Below are 12,908 nucleotides of genomic sequence, written 5' to 3' on the forward strand. Positions count from 1 at the left end.
CCTCACGGCGCCTTAGCGGTGGCGACCTATTCTGGAGTCCGTTCATCGCGCGCGACGCAACGCGCAAGCACGCGGGCGCCGGCGCGGAACACGCCCAGCCTTCCAACTGCACCACGGAGCACGAACGCATGCGCGATGCCCTGCCCGCGCCCTCGCTCTCGCCCATCCCGCGCCCCGTGCGCGCCGATGCCTTGAGCGCGCAATCGACGGGCCTGGCCCGCACCGGCCGCATCCTGCGCTTCCTGATGCGCTACCGCGGCACGGGCGTGTTCACCGGCCTCGACCTGCGCTCGTCGGCGCAGATCGCCGGAGAGGTCGACGTCTCCGACCAGCGGCCCGAGCAGTTCGTGAAGGATCTCGAAGCCCTGGGCCCGACCTTCATCAAGCTGGGCCAGGCGTTGTCCACGCGCACCGATCTCGTGCCGCCGCCGTATCTTGCCGCGCTCACGCGCATGCAGAGCCAGGTCACGCCGGTCGAATTCGACGCGATCCGCACGCAGGTCGAATGCGCGCTGGAGCGGCCGATCGAGGAAGTCTTCGCGTGGTTCGATCCCGCGCCCCTGGGCAGCGCGTCGCTCGCGCAGGTGCATCGCGCGCGCCTGCTCGACGGCCGGCCGGTCGCCGTCAAGGTGCAGCGTCCCGGCGTCGCGGAGGAAGTGAAGCAGGACCTTTCCGTGCTCGACTCCATCGCCACTGGCGTCGACCACACCACCGGGCTCGGACAGCGCGTGCGCTTTTCCGACTGGGTACACGAGTTCCGCAAGGCGCTGGTGGGCGAACTCGACTACACGCTGGAAGCGGCCAACCTGGAGCGCTTCTCCGAACACCTCGCCGCCTACCCGGACCTGCTGATCCCGCGTCCGGTGTGGCCGCTCACGCGCACGCGCGTGCTGGTGATGGACCTGGTCAACGGCGATCCGCTCGACGCGAACGTGCTCTCGCGCATGCGGCCGGATTCGCTGGAACGGTTGTGCGAATCGCTGCTGCGCGGTTACCTCGACCAGATGTTCGTGCATGGCGAGATCCACGCCGATCCGCATCCGGGCAATTTGCTGCTGACCGATGACGGACGCTTGGCGGTGATCGACCTCGGCATGGTCGTGCACGTGCCACCGCGCCAGCGCACGCGCCTGCTGAAACTGATGTTCTCCGCGGTGGAAGGCCGCGGCGACGATGCGGCGGACGAGGTCATCGCGCTCGGCACGCGGCTGGAAACCTTCGACGAGGAGCGCTACCTGCGCGAATCCGGCCAGCTCATCGCGCGCTACGCCGCGCACGCCGGCCTGAAGGATCATTCCGAGGGCCGGCTGATGCTCGACCTCACGCGCATCGGCGCGATGTGCGGCCTGCGCACGCCGCCGGAACTGAGCCTGCTCGGCCGCACGCTGCTGCACCTGGAAGGCGTGTGCCGGCTGCTCGCGCCGCAGTTGAACGTGCAGAAGGTCATCGAAAGCCACATGCCGTCGATGATCACCGCGCAGATCAAGCGTTCGCTCTCGATGCCGGCGCTGGCGGTCGAAGCGATCGATTTGCAGGCCCTCGTGCAGGACGCGCCCCGCAAACTGTCCTCGGCGCTGTCGCTGCTTGCGGAGAACCGCCTGCAGGTGCGCATCACCGGGCTGCAGGAATCGCGGCTGATGGAGAACCTGCAGAAGATCGCCAACCGCATCGCGGCCGGCGTGGTCGTCGCCGCATTGATCCTCGCCTCGGCGATGCTGCTGCGCGGCAGCGGCCCGGGCACGGCGAACCGCTACGAATGGCTGGCGCTGGTGCTGTTCCTCGTCGCCACCGCGCTGGGCCTGGCGCTGGTGGTCAGCGCATTGCTGCGCGATCGCAAGGCCAAGCCGCGCGAGGAACGCGGGCCGCGCACCTGAGCGCGACCCGCAGCCGCATCACACCTGGTTGATGCGCACGTGGTTGCCGGCCGGATCGCGGAACGCGCAGTCGCGCACGCCGTAGGGCTGGTCGGTCGGTTCCTGGATCACTTCCGCGCCACTGGCCTGCACTTTCTCGAAGGTGCCATCGAGGTCGCGGCTGGCGAGGATGATCATCCCGTAGGTGCCCTTGGCCATCATCTCGATGAGCGTACGGCGCTCCTCGTCGGTGATGCCCGGCGTGGTCGCCGGCGGCGTCAGCACGATGCTGGTTTCCGGCTGGCCCGGCGGGCCGACGGTAATCCAGCGCAGGCCGCCGTAATCGACGTCCTTGCGCACCTCGAAGCCGAGCGTGTCGCGATAGAAGCCCAGCGCGGCGTCGGGATCGTTGTGCGGCAGGAAGGTGGAATGGATGGTCAGTTCCATGGGGTCGTTCTCCGTGTGGATGAGGGCGTGGCCGGGCCGGCGCTCTCGAAAGAAGCCGGCGTGTTCGAATGAACCTGTGCGATCAGTCTGCGGGCGGCGCATCGGCCGACGCTTCTCGATTCCTGATCGATTGCGACCGGATCGGCCGCGTGACCTGCTTGGCGACGCAGGGCGGCATGCCCTCGGCCGCGCCGCCGTGCTCGCGTTTGTAGGCACCCGGCGGCATGCCGACCAGTTCCGTGAAGCGCGTGGTGAAGGTGCCCAGCGACGCGCAGCCGACGTCGAAACACACCTGCGTCACGCTCATGTCGCCGCGGCGCAGCAGTGCCATCGCGCGCTCGATGCGCCGCGTCATCAGGTAGCTGTAGGGCGATTCGCCGTAGGCGCGCTTGAACTCGCGGCTCAGGTGCCCGGCCGACATGTGCACGCCTTGCGCGAGCGCTTCGACGTCGAGCGGTTTGGCGTACTCGCGATCGATCCGGTCGCGCACGCGGCGCAGGCGCGCGAGGTCGCGAAGGTGGACGGCATCGGCGTCGGGGGTATTCACGGGCGCGATGCTGTCACGCCGCCTCAGGGCGACTCAAGCGCGCCCGTCCATCGGAGGCGCGTGGGTGGCCCCGGGGCATTCACGTCGCCCGCCCGCCTGCTTCACGCGGGCCAAATCGCCACGATGCGAAGGTTTGGGTTTCGACTCATAGCGCATCCACGGGAGCACGCCCATGAAAGTGGCCGAGATCATGAACACCGACGTTTTCCTCACCGCCCCCAACCGCAGCATCCGTGAAGCGGCCGAAACCATGCAGCGCATGGACGTGGGCAGCCTGCCCGTGGGCGACGGCGACCGCCTGATCGGCATGGTCACCGATCGCGACATCGCCATCCGTGCCGTGGCACGCGGCCTGAACGCCGACACGCCGGTTCGCGAGGTGATGACGCAGGAAATCCGCTACTGCTTCGACGACCAGGACGTCGACGATGTCGCGCGCAACATGGCCGACCTGCAGGTTCGTCGCCTACCGGTGATCAATCGCGACAAGCGGCTGGTGGGCTTCGTATCGCTGGCCGATTTCGCGCACGGAGCGGACAACGGCGCGACCGAGGAGCTGGTGCGTGGCGTTGCTACGCCGCATTGACATGGTGAGGCGCGCACTCGCCCTCGCGCTGGTCGGCGTGCTGGTGACCACCGCAGGTTGCCGGCGCGACGACGCCGTCCCGTCGGCCGCCACGCCGCCCGGCTCGCAGCCGTCGACCGACGCCACGGGCGCGGGCACGACGGCCTCCGACACGCATACCAGCGCCGACACCGCACCGGCACCACCGGCGCCGACGCCGCCGCCGTCGGCGGGCGTATCGCTTGCACTGGTCGCGGCAGTGGACGAGTTCGAGATCGCCGCCGTCGAGCAGGCGCGCGCTCGCAGGCTCGGCCCGCAGGCAAGCGAATACGCGCAGATGCTGCATCGCGAGCACAGCGAGAATCTCGCGGCTCTGCGTTCGCTTTCGTCGGCCGGCCATCTGGTCGAACCGGAGACGACGACCGAAGTGCACGGCCTTGTCGGCCAGGGCAAAACGACCCTGGAAACGCTGGCGAACACGTCCGACGCCGACTACGAGCAGGCCTGGCTGCAGGCCATGGTCGACGGCCACGCGCACGCGCTCTCCATGCTCGATGCGCGGCTGATCCCCGCCGCCACGGACGAACCGGTGCGCAACTTCCTCAACAACACCCGTGACCACATGGCCATGCACTTGGAGCGCGGGCGCGCGTTGCTCGAATCCTCCGGCAAGCGCTGATCGGTCAAGCCTTGCTCCGCGCCGCACGTCCCTGTGCGGCGCGCCCTCCCCTCAACGGATCGTCGCAAAGCCGAAGCGCGGCTCCGGTTCGTAGCTGCGCGGCGCGTGGCGCTCGGACAGGCGCGTCCACGCGGCCATGGCGACCGGCAGCGCCTCGTTCCAGTCCAGGCGCGAATTGCCGCGCACGCGCACGTAGCAGAGCTGGAGGGCGTCGGCCATGTCGTCGAAGTCCTGGCCATGGCCGCGCAGGTACGCGTCCAGGCCGAGCTTCAACGCCGGCAGATAGTCCTCGCTGCGGAACCTCGGCACGTAGTTGCGGTAGTGCCGCATCCAGTACGCGACTTCCTCCTCGATATCCACCGCTTCCACGACCGTCGAATGCTCCCCGTAATACAGCTTCGCGTTCATCGTCTCTCTCTCCGTTGTCTTATCGTCGTTGCGGTGCTTCGGAACCGGCGAGCGGTCCCGACAAAGACAAGCAGGAGCAACTTACGTGCCATGGTCGGCGGTCGACGCAAAGGCCGCGAAGGACGCGTGAAAAATCTTCGCGAACCTGACCGTAGCGATACCGGTGCGAGGGCGTGAATGCCTTCACGGCGTGAAGGAACAACACCGATCGCGAAGATGTTTCCTGCGGCATTGAATATTCTTCAAAGGGTCTTAACTTCGCCGCGACTACGCTGACGGCCTCAAGAGGGAGAATCTCCAGTGCCGGCATCCTTGTTGATCGTCGACGACGATCGCGACTTCACTGCGTCCGCGGCCGACTTTGCCCGCCTTCGCGGTTTCCAGCCCTACGTGGCGCATTCGCTCGAGCAGTCCCGGCAGTTCAGCCACCTGCCGCCGCTCGATCTGCTGCTGCTCGACCTGGAACTGCCCGACGGCAATGGCATGGACCTGCTCGACGATCCGGCGCTACCCGAACACGACCACGCGGTGATCGTCACCGGACAGCCGTCGGTGGAATCGGCGATCCAGGCGGTTTCACGTCCCGTCTACGACTACCTGCTCAAGCCGCTGTGCCCCGAACAGTTCGACGCGCTGCTGTCGCAGGCCGCCTCGGCCTACGCGCGGGCGCACGACATGCCGGTGCGCTTCGGCATGGTGGGACGCTGCGAATCGATGCGGCTGGTGACCGACGACATCGAACGCGTGGCGCCGTCGGACGCATCGGTGCTGATCACCGGCGAAAGCGGCACCGGCAAGGAGCTCGTCGCGCGCGCCGTGCACCAGCGCAGCGGACGGCCCGGCGCGTTCATCGCGGTGAATGCCGGTGCGATTTCACCCGAGCTGCTCGCCAGCCATCTTTTCGGCCACGAACGCGGCAGCTTCACCGGTGCCAATGCCCGCCATGCCGGCTACTTCGAACAGGCGCACGGCGGCACGCTGTTCCTGGACGAGATCACCGAAATGCCGCTGGCGCTGCAGGTCTACCTGCTGCGCGTGCTCGAAACCGGCACCGTCACGCGCGTCGGCGGTTCGGAAAGCATTCCGGTGGACGTGCGCATCGTCGCGGCGACCAATCGCGATCCGCTCGGATCGGTCGATGCGGGAACGCTGCGCGAAGACCTGTACTACCGCCTGGCCGACTTCACCATCGCCATGCCCAGCCTGCGCGAACGCGGCGAGGACGTGCAGCTGCTCGCGCAGCATTTCCTCGATCTTCTCAACGTGCGTCACGCCACCAACAAACGCTTCGCCGATGGCACCGACCGCACGCTTCGCCGCCACGCGTGGCCGGGCAACGTGCGCGAGCTTCGCAGCGCGGTGCAGCGCGCGTTCCTCGCGAGCGACGACGGCATCCTGCGCATGCGGCCGAACGCGCGACGCATGCGCGCCAACGATGCCGATCCCGGCGCGGTGACGTTCACCGTCGGCATGACCTACGCCGAGATCGAACACGAAATGCTCAGCCGCACGCTCGCCTACTTCGACAACGACCGCACGCGCACGGCGCGCGCGCTCGGCGTGAGCGTGCGGACGATCCACAACCAGCTGGCGCGCCTTCGCACGCGGGACGCCGAAGCGTGAGCGTGCCGCTGGACGATGCGACCGAGCGCCAGTGGCGCCACGGCCTTCGCAACGAACTCAACGTGATCACGATGGCGGTGTCCACCGCGCTGGCGATGCTCGATCACGGTGCCGAGCCCGAACGCATCCGCGAGCACCTCAAACGTGCCGAAGCCGGTTGCAAGCGCTGCCGCACGATGGTGATGGACCCGCGCGATGCAGCGGAGCATCCCTAGTTCGCCCAGCAAAACCTGTCGTCCCCAAAGAGAAAGGCCCGCGATTGCGGGCCTTTCTTCAGTGCGCTGCCTGTTCGTCAGTGCTGGGAGCCGCCCTGGTTGTTGTCGCCACCGGTGCTGCGCGTGGACGACGAACCGGTCGTGGTCGAGCCACCGCTGCTGGCGGTCGTGCCGCTTGCGCGGGACGACGTCGACGAGGACGCGGAGCGACCCTGCGACTGCGATGAGCCCTGGCCCTGCGACGAACCGGACTCGCTGGAGCGTCCGGACTGCGACTGCGATTGCGACTGGACCTGGATGCGGTTGTCGACCTGCTTCACGCCGCTGCTCGCATCGGCCAGGTCTTCGGCGCGGTGCTTCATCCAGCGCTCGGTGACGGTGCCTTCCAGCGTGATCACGCCGTTGACGCAACGCACGGTGATCTCGGTGGCGTCCAGGTAATCGTCTTCGGTCAGACGCTCGTTGATGTCCTCTAGTAGGCGTTCGTCCGAACGCGTGTAGGAGCGCGGACCCATGCCGCGGTAGTTGCGACTGTACTGTTCGCGCGACGACATGCCCGACGAGCTGCCTGACATCGAACGCTGGCGGCTGGAGCCCTGCGTGTCGCTGGGATATCCGCTGGCGTAGCCGCTGCTGCCGGAGCCCGAACCGTACTGGCTGCCGTATGCCTGTTCGTCGGCGTAGCCGGACGAGAGGCCATAGCCTTCGCCATAACCGCGTTCCCAGTTGCGATTGCCGGCGTGACGTCCGGACTCGCCGCCTTCGTAGCCGCGATATTCGCGACCGCTGCCGTAGCCGTGTGAACCGGAACTGTGTTCGCCCTGCCCGTAGGCTTGCGTGCCGTAGCCGCGCTGGTTGCTGTAATCCTGCTGGCCTTCCTGGCGACGCTGGCCGCCGTAGTCGGAGCCCGACGCGCGGTAGCGACCCTGGCTGCCGTAATCGTCGCCTTGTTGCTGCGAGCGGTAGCTCTGACCGCCATAGCCTTGGCTGCCCTGCGTGCCGTACGCACGGTTGCTGCCGTAGTCGCCGTGGCCGCGATCGCCGTACTGGCCGCCGAACTCGCGTTCGCGTCCGTAGTCGCTGCCCTGGCGGTCGTATTCGTTACTGCCCTGCGCACCGTAGGTGCCCTGCTCGCCCCAGCGCTGCGATTCGCGACGCCCCTGCGACCAGTCCTGCTCATCGCGGCCCATGCCGCTGCCGTACTGCTGCCGGCCCATGCGGCCGCCAGTTTCGTAATCGCCCGCGTAGTGACCCTGCGTGCGACCGGAACTGCTGTCGTCCCAGTCCTCGCCCGCGCCCCAGCGACGCGCGCCTTGCCCGTACTCCGAGCGACCCGACATGCCCGATTCCTGGCGCTGCTGGCGCAGACGCTCCTCGTACCGCCTGGATGCATCACGTTCGTTCATCGTTCCTCTCCTTCCACTCAACCAAGCACGTCCCGTCTCCAGGGCGCGCGCGCCCAGCCGCATCGCGTCTTGCGCAACGGCCTTGAATTCACCGGTTCCCGATCGCTCGTCGGTCACTGGACTACCCTCCTGTGTGGATGTGTGATTTCGCGCGCCTCGGCGGCAAACGCTCGCAGGCGGACTGTGCCGCGGCAGATGTAAAAACGGCGCGGACATCGTTCAGCGACGACGTAACAAGTCGCCGATGCGAATGCGGATTCATGCATGGAAAACGCCGGGCGCAGCGGATGCAGGAGCGTTCCGCAAAAGACATGCCAGCGCGCGATCGCACCAGGCGCGACCTGTGCGCGATCGCGCGCGGAAAAATTTCCGTCGGCGAAATTGTTTCCGTCGCGGTTTTCGTTGGCGACGTTGCGCTACGTCCGCGAGCGCTTCGTTCGGTTTGGTTCAGTGACGAACGCGTGACATCGCATCGCAACGGCGCGCTGAACACGCGACATCGCGATGCGTGTGGCTTACGGCTTCACGCTGCCGTTGTCTTCCTGCAGCGCCGGCTTGAACGGAATGTCCGGCGGCGGACGCGCTTCGGCGGGCTGGTCGTTGAGGTTGGGATCGCTCAAACCGCAACTACCGCCAAGGCCGAGCATCGACACGACGCATTCGATGCGTTTGTTCGTGCCCGGAATCGGAATGGTCACCTTCTCGATGCCCTTGCGCACCCATTCGGCGAGCAGCGTTTCGTCCGGCACCCAGTACTTGTCGAACGAGGTCGGTTCGAAATCCGTCGGCTTGCGCTTGAGCCACGTGCCCGAACGATCGAGATCGCGGATTTCCTCCGTGATCGCGCCTGGCGGCCGGTTGGGCGACGCCGAGCCGCCGGGCTCGGGCACGCGCACGCTGCCGTCGGCGTTGTACAGGCCCGGCGTCAGGCCGCGTTGCCCGCCCGGTACGTTGCGCGTGCTGTCGCCCCAGTCGTCGCCACGGCGCGGCGTGGACCACGTGCCTGGCGACGGCGTGGGACTCGGACCCGCCCCCGCGGTCGCCGGCTGCGTGCCACGGCCGGCCGCGGCCGGTGCGGTCCCGGACGGAGCAGCGGACGAAGGTGCCGACGCCGTCCTCGCCGCGGGTGCATTCGACGGTGCGGTGGACGGCGCATTCGAAGTCGTGGACGACGGCGCCGACGGCGCTGTCGCAGCCGGGCCCGTCGCCGCGGACGCTGCCGGCGACGGCGTGGGCGGCGCTGGCGTCGGCGGCGTCGGGACCTCGCGCGTGCGCACGGTCTGTTCGGCGGCGCGCACCTGCGGCGTCGGGACGCTGGGTTCGGGCAGCGTCGGCACGGGAACGCGCGGCACCGGTACCGGCACCTCTCGCATCGTGATCTCGCGCGTGCGCTGCTGGATGGTCGGCGCCGCGATCTCACGTGGCGTGATTTCGCGATGCACCGGCTGTACGGGTTCGGCGACGTCGGTCGTGCGCACCTGCGGCACGGGCGTGCGCAACTCGGGGGCCGCGAGCGTGGGTTGCGGCGGTTGGCGCCGCGTCGGCGGGAGCACGAACACGTCCGGCGTGTTCGGCGTCGGTTCGCTCACCGTCACCGGCTGCGCCACCGGCGGTGGCGTCGGCGGCGGCAATTGGGGTTCCGGCACGTCGCGCTGGGCGATGTCGGGAAGTGGCGCGTCGATGCTCGGCGTCGGCAACGGGGGCGCGGGGACGGACGGCGCCTGCTGCGGCGCGGGTTGTGCGGCAGCGGCCTGTTGCGATGGCGCGGGTTGCGCGGGCGCCTGCGTGGCTTCGGGTTCCTGCGAGGGCTCGGCCGCGCCGCCGCCGGGTTCCTTCGGCGTGCCCGTGCCGACGTATTCGATCATCGTCACGTCCTCGCCCTGCGGCGCGGGCGCGCTGACAGCCATGAAGCGCAGGTACATCAGGTACAGCAGCAGCGCGCTGAAGATGACGTGCCACAGGATCGTGAAGGTCGCCGCGAACCAGTGCGTGCGACGGTCGTACTTGTCCCAGCGGTTGTCGTCGCGCGACCAGTCCTGGCGCATCAGCGTGGTGAACGCCTGCCACCGCGTCAGATCGCGCAGTCGTCGCGGACGCTCGGTCAGGGGACGCTGAAGGAAGACGGCGATGATCGCGTCGACGGTCGCACCGCGCACCGCGCCCACGCGCTCGGCCATGCCGTCGAACCATGTCTGCCAGCCCGGGGGAAACTCACCCGGCTTGCGCCGCAGGTGCGGCGCGACGAGCTGCAACCTTCGTTGCAGTGCGTGGATCAGATCGGCGGCGGAGAACATCTACGTCGCCGGGCCCGGGTCAGGCCGCGGAATCGCGACGGATGTAAGGCGCGTCGCCGGTGTCGTGGTCGGTCGCATCGCGCACCGCCGTCACGCCGGGCACCTTGCTCAGCAGCGTCTTCTCGATGCCCTGCTTCAGCGTCACGTCCGCCATGCCGCAGCCGTGGCAACCACCACCGAAGCGGAGCACGACCACACCGTCGGCCGTCACTTCCTGCACCGACACGTGTCCACGATGCGAGGCGAGCTGCGGGTTGATTTCCTGTTCGACGATCCAGTGCACGCGCTCGACCAGCGACGCCGAATCGGCCGGCGCCTCGCCCTTGATCTTCGGCGCGCGGATCTGCAGCTGGCCGCCGGTGGACTGGGTTTCGTAATCGATCTCCGCGCCGTCCAGATACTTCACGCTGGGCGCGTCGAGCCAGATCGTGAAGCCGTCGCAATCCACGGCCCACTCGTCGCCCTGCAGGTCGCCGGGTTCGGCGAACTCCAGCCGCACGTCGGCGCGCGGCGTACCGGCGTGCACCGCCGCCAGTCGAACGCCGAGACCCGGAAGGGACTCGCGTTCGATCAGCTTGCGGAAATGGCGCTGGGCGGATTCGGAAATATTGATCATGGCGCTATTCTAGCGGGGTCCACGCATTCAGATGGCGCGGCCGTCACCTGCGATGGCCGACGATGCGTTCCATTCAGTCGGCCCGCCGGTCGCCCTCCCGCAAGGAGCCCCACTTCGTGAACGACCTCATTCCCCTCGCGCAGGCCCACTGCATCGCCCGCCGCGGCACCGAGCATCGCCTGAGCGAGGCGCGCGTGCGCGAACTGCTGCCGCAGATCCCGGGCTGGGAGGTGGTCGAGGACGGGCATGCGATCACCCGGACGTTCACCTTCGCCAACTACTACGAGACCATGGCGTTCGTGAACGCGCTGGCGTTCGTGGCCCATCGCGAGGACCACCACCCGGACCTCGGCGTGCACTACAACCGCTGCGTGGTGCGCTTTTCGACGCACGACGTCGGCGGCCTGAGCGAGAACGACTTCATCTGCGCCGCCAAGGCCCAGGCCCTCGCCGCCTGACCTCCCCGTCCCCGCACGAGGCAGCCCGCATGGACTTCCCCCGCATCCGCATCGCACTGCTCGCCGGTTCCGTGCTCACCATCGCCGCCTGCCAGCCGGAGCCGCCGCCGGCGCCGGTCAAGACGACGGAGTTGATGGCCGTGGACACGCCGCCGCCGGGTTATCCCGAAGAACTCGCCTGCGACGACATCGGCGGCCAGGTGATCCTCGCGATGACGATCGGCGTGGACGGCAAGCCGAGTTCGGTCGAGGTCTTCCGCAGCAGCGGCGTGCCGCCGCTGGACCAGGCCGCGAAGGAAGGCGTCCGCACGTGGACGTTCAAGCCGGCGACCCGCGACGGGCAGCCGCAGTCCTCGCGCCTGCAGGTGCCGGTGAACTTCAATCCGCCGGTGGAGCGCCCGCAGTCCTGCTTCGTCCTGGACGAAAAGCGCCGCCGCGGCGGCTGACGGTCACGCCAGCCGGTCGAGAACGTCGATCAGCTCGGGCGCCAGCGGGGCATTGAGCAGGTACGGCGTCTTGCCGTCGTCGAGCGCGAATTCCAGCGTCGAGGCGTGAAGGAACAGGCGCTTCAGGCCGGCCTGCTCGCGCAGGCGCTTGTTGGCGTCCACCTCGCCGTACTTGTCGTCGCCGGCCACTGGATGCCCGATGTGCTGCGCGTGGACGCGGATCTGGTGCGTGCGGCCGGTCTCGATGCGCACTTCGCAGTACGACTGCCCGCCCCGGCGTTCGAGCACCTTGAAGTGGCTCAGCGACGGCTTGCCGGCCGGGTTCACCTGCACATGGCGCTCGCCGCCCTGGCGCAGGCCGATGTGCAGCGGGGCGTCCACGGTCATCACGCCGTCGGGCATGCGGCCGGTGAGCAGCGCCAGATACCGCTTGGAAATGCCGCCCTCCTCGCGCATCAGGGCCTGCAGCTCGGTGAGCGCCGAACGCTTCTTGGCAACGATGAGCAAGCCGGAGGTATCGCGGTCGAGCCGGTGCACCAGCTCCAGCGTCTGCCCCGGTCGCAGCGCGCGCAGCGACTCGATCGCGCCGTGGCTGATGCCGCTGCCACCGTGGCTGGCGAGGCCAGACGGCTTGTTCAGCGCGAGCAGGCGGGCGTCTTCGAAGACGATCGCCGCTTCCAGCGCATCCAGCAGGCCCTTCGGCGGCGTCGCGCGCTCTCCGGCCTCGGCGAGGCGAACCGGCGGGATACGGACTTCGTCCCCGCCTTCGAGCTTGCGCTCAGCCTTGGCGCGACCGCCGTTCACCCGGACCTGCCCGGAGCGCACGATCTTGTAGACCAGCGACCGCGGGGCGCCCTTCAGCTGGCCCAGCAGGAAGTTGTCCAGGCGCTGCCCGGCGCGGTCGTCGGGCACTCGGACGGTGCGGACCTGGCCGGACTCGTTTGCCGGACGCGGCGCGGAGCCGGTCCTGCCCGGCCTGTCGTTGGGGTCTGAATGGGTCATCCGAAGGGGGTTATCTGTTACACTCGCGACGCGAGATAAGGTTTTGATTTCGCAGGAAGTTACTTCACAAAGGCCGAAAGCCCTTTCCTGCGATTCCGGTCCGCGCCTAACCACTGCCCCCGGGGCAGCCATGTTAGCAGCGATGGCCCGGCGGAACCCGACATTGCCGGAGCGGGTCAAACCGCCCGTGATGAACACGTCCCGCGCGGCGTTCGCGCCGCCGGTCCCTAAGCTGTCTTGAAAGAAACAATTAAGCGCTCCCGCGGCGTGCCGTGGTGTCGTAGCGCTGGAAAACTTGAGGCCGCAGCGCCAGGCCCCGCCCAACGGCGACCGGCGCGCGGCTTGCGGT

Annotated in this window: 14 protein-coding genes; 7 read left to right on the forward strand and 7 right to left on the reverse strand. The window is 68.4% G+C overall.

Features of this window, described 5'->3' with window-relative positions; translation table 11 throughout:
- The first annotated feature begins 128 nt into the window (after positions 1-128).
- Positions 129-1,874: an ABC1 kinase family protein gene (locus ABIE51_RS11735; RefSeq protein ID WP_192630864.1), complete on the forward strand. Its 1,746-nt coding sequence runs from the start codon at positions 129-131 to the stop codon at positions 1,872-1,874.
- Between the two features lie 18 nt (positions 1,875-1,892).
- Here ABIE51_RS11735 and ABIE51_RS11740 read toward each other — a convergent pair whose 3' ends face one another.
- Positions 1,893-2,300 (reverse strand): VOC family protein, encoded by a 408-nt coding sequence (locus tag ABIE51_RS11740; protein ID WP_192630865.1) that lies wholly within the window; start codon positions 2,298-2,300, stop codon positions 1,893-1,895.
- A gap of 82 nt (positions 2,301-2,382) precedes the next feature.
- Positions 2,383-2,847 (reverse strand): helix-turn-helix transcriptional regulator, encoded by a 465-nt coding sequence (locus tag ABIE51_RS11745; protein WP_192630866.1) that lies wholly within the window; start codon positions 2,845-2,847, stop codon positions 2,383-2,385.
- Positions 2,848-3,019: 172 nt separating this feature from the next.
- Here ABIE51_RS11745 and ABIE51_RS11750 point away from each other — a divergent pair, with 172 nt between their 5' ends.
- Positions 3,020-3,433: a CBS domain-containing protein gene (locus ABIE51_RS11750; protein ID WP_115841558.1), complete on the forward strand. Its 414-nt coding sequence runs from the start codon at positions 3,020-3,022 to the stop codon at positions 3,431-3,433.
- Entirely contained in the window at positions 3,411-4,091 is a 681-nt protein-coding gene (locus tag ABIE51_RS11755; RefSeq protein WP_192630867.1) for a DUF4142 domain-containing protein, read from the forward strand. Before ABIE51_RS11750 ends, ABIE51_RS11755 begins: the two co-directional genes overlap by 23 nt.
- A gap of 51 nt (positions 4,092-4,142) precedes the next feature.
- Here the strand turns inward: ABIE51_RS11755 and ABIE51_RS11760 are convergent, their stop codons facing one another.
- Positions 4,143-4,499 (reverse strand): hypothetical protein, encoded by a 357-nt coding sequence (locus tag ABIE51_RS11760; RefSeq protein ID WP_157030395.1) that lies wholly within the window; start codon positions 4,497-4,499, stop codon positions 4,143-4,145.
- Positions 4,500-4,799: 300 nt separating this feature from the next.
- On the opposite strand from ABIE51_RS11760, the gene ABIE51_RS11765 reads away from it, so the two are divergent.
- Positions 4,800-6,122, forward strand: a complete 1,323-nt coding sequence (locus ABIE51_RS11765) for a sigma-54-dependent transcriptional regulator (RefSeq protein WP_115841561.1) — start codon at positions 4,800-4,802, stop codon at positions 6,120-6,122.
- On the forward strand, positions 6,119-6,337 hold the full coding sequence (locus tag ABIE51_RS11770) for a hypothetical protein (protein WP_115841562.1): 219 nt from the start codon (positions 6,119-6,121) through the stop codon (positions 6,335-6,337). Before ABIE51_RS11765 ends, ABIE51_RS11770 begins: the two co-directional genes overlap by 4 nt.
- A gap of 77 nt (positions 6,338-6,414) precedes the next feature.
- Here ABIE51_RS11770 and ABIE51_RS11775 read toward each other — a convergent pair whose 3' ends face one another.
- From ABIE51_RS11775 to ABIE51_RS11785, 3 genes are all read right to left on the reverse strand, one after another.
- Positions 6,415-7,743, reverse strand: coding sequence for a BON domain-containing protein (locus tag ABIE51_RS11775; RefSeq protein ID WP_192630868.1), 1,329 nt, complete (start codon positions 7,741-7,743; stop codon positions 6,415-6,417).
- Positions 7,744-8,258: 515 nt separating this feature from the next.
- Complete coding sequence (locus ABIE51_RS11780; RefSeq protein ID WP_192630869.1) at positions 8,259-10,037, reverse strand: transmembrane repetitive protein; 1,779 nt, start codon at positions 10,035-10,037, stop codon at positions 8,259-8,261.
- A 19-nt stretch (positions 10,038-10,056) separates the two neighbouring features.
- Entirely contained in the window at positions 10,057-10,653 is a 597-nt protein-coding gene (locus tag ABIE51_RS11785; RefSeq protein WP_115841565.1) for an NfuA family Fe-S biogenesis protein, read from the reverse strand.
- A gap of 116 nt (positions 10,654-10,769) precedes the next feature.
- Between ABIE51_RS11785 and ABIE51_RS11790 the strand changes: the two genes are divergently transcribed.
- Both ABIE51_RS11790 and ABIE51_RS11795 read left to right on the forward strand, forming a co-directional pair.
- A complete protein-coding gene (locus ABIE51_RS11790; protein ID WP_115841808.1) occupies positions 10,770-11,111 on the forward strand; it encodes a 4a-hydroxytetrahydrobiopterin dehydratase in 342 nt (113 codons plus the stop codon).
- A 29-nt stretch (positions 11,112-11,140) separates the two neighbouring features.
- A complete protein-coding gene (locus tag ABIE51_RS11795; protein WP_192630870.1) occupies positions 11,141-11,557 on the forward strand; it encodes an energy transducer TonB in 417 nt (138 codons plus the stop codon).
- A 3-nt stretch (positions 11,558-11,560) separates the two neighbouring features.
- Here ABIE51_RS11795 and ABIE51_RS11800 read toward each other — a convergent pair whose 3' ends face one another.
- Positions 11,561-12,559 carry an RluA family pseudouridine synthase gene (locus tag ABIE51_RS11800; RefSeq protein ID WP_192630871.1) on the reverse strand — a complete coding sequence of 333 codons (999 nt, stop codon included), beginning with the start codon at positions 12,557-12,559 and terminating at the stop codon, positions 11,561-11,563.
- Positions 12,560-12,908 lie beyond the last annotated feature (349 nt).

Source organism: Lysobacter sp. OAE881 (assembly GCF_040546665.1).
GTDB classification, from domain to species: Bacteria; Pseudomonadota; Gammaproteobacteria; order Xanthomonadales; family Xanthomonadaceae; genus Lysobacter_J; species Lysobacter_J soli.

Coding starts and splice junctions, on each gene's coding strand:
- ABIE51_RS11735 (WP_192630864.1), top strand. CDS start 129: ATGCGCGATGCCCTGCCCGCGCCCTCGCTCTCGCCCATCCCGCGCCCC.
- ABIE51_RS11740 (WP_192630865.1), bottom strand. CDS start 2,300: ATGGAACTGACCATCCATTCCACCTTCCTGCCGCACAACGATCCCGAC.
- ABIE51_RS11750 (WP_115841558.1), top strand. CDS start 3,020: ATGAAAGTGGCCGAGATCATGAACACCGACGTTTTCCTCACCGCCCCC.
- ABIE51_RS11760 (WP_157030395.1), bottom strand. CDS start 4,499: ATGAACGCGAAGCTGTATTACGGGGAGCATTCGACGGTCGTGGAAGCG.
- ABIE51_RS11775 (WP_192630868.1), bottom strand. CDS start 7,743: ATGAACGAACGTGATGCATCCAGGCGGTACGAGGAGCGTCTGCGCCAG.
- ABIE51_RS11780 (WP_192630869.1), bottom strand. CDS start 10,037: ATGTTCTCCGCCGCCGATCTGATCCACGCACTGCAACGAAGGTTGCAG.
- ABIE51_RS11785 (WP_115841565.1), bottom strand. CDS start 10,653: ATGATCAATATTTCCGAATCCGCCCAGCGCCATTTCCGCAAGCTGATC.
- ABIE51_RS11795 (WP_192630870.1), top strand. CDS start 11,141: ATGGACTTCCCCCGCATCCGCATCGCACTGCTCGCCGGTTCCGTGCTC.
- ABIE51_RS11800 (WP_192630871.1), bottom strand. CDS start 12,559: ATGACCCATTCAGACCCCAACGACAGGCCGGGCAGGACCGGCTCCGCG.